We start from the raw sequence: 655 nt of genomic DNA, 5'->3' as shown, positions 1-655 counted from the left end.
CGCCCGCCGCGCTGGCCGCGCGCTGGCCGCAGGCGCCGGCCCAGCCGTGTGAACTCGCCGCTCAGGCCCTGGTCTGCCTGCGTTTGCCGGCGGCGCCGCTGGCTCTGCCGGCCGGCACGGCCAAGATCACCTTCACCTCCGGCAGTACCGGCGCGCCCAAGGGCGTCTGCCTCGATGGCGCGGCGCTGCAGCGGGTCGCGGCCGGTCTGGTGCAGGCAATGGCGCCGCTGGACATCCGCCGCCATCTCTGCGCGCTGCCCTTCGCTGTGCTGCTGGAGAACATCGCCGGCCTGATGGCGCCGCTGCGGCGCGGCGCCAGCTGCGTCGTGCTGCCACTGGCCGAGCTGGGGCTGACGGGCTCATCGAGCTTCGATGCGGCGCGCTTTCATGCCGCCGTCGTCGCGCAGCGGCCCGACAGCCTGATCCTGCTGCCGCAGATGCTGCGCGCCTGGGCGGGCTATCTGTCGCGCAGCGGCCAGCGCGCGCCGGCTTCGCTGAAGCTGGTGGCCGTCGGCGGCGCGTCGGTCGGCGCCAGGCTGCTGGACGATGCCCGCGCGCTGGGCATTCCGGCGCACGAGGGCTACGGCCTGTCGGAGGCGGCCTCGGTGCAGACCTTGAACCTGCCCGGCGCCGACCGTCCCGGCAGCGCCGGCCG

General features: G+C 75.6%; 1 protein-coding gene. It reads left to right on the top strand.

Features of this window, described 5'->3' with window-relative positions; genetic code table 11:
- Positions 1 to 655: AMP-binding protein (locus PO768_RS28605; RefSeq protein WP_272648764.1), on the top strand; the 655-nt coding region annotated here is incomplete at both ends.

Origin of the sequence: Paucibacter sp. XJ19-41, assembly GCF_028462495.1 — a bacterium.
GTDB lineage: Bacteria > Pseudomonadota > Gammaproteobacteria > Burkholderiales > Burkholderiaceae_C > Roseateles_E.
The sequence above is the reverse complement of the archived record's forward strand: the minus strand, read 5'-3'. Positions and strand labels throughout refer to the sequence as shown.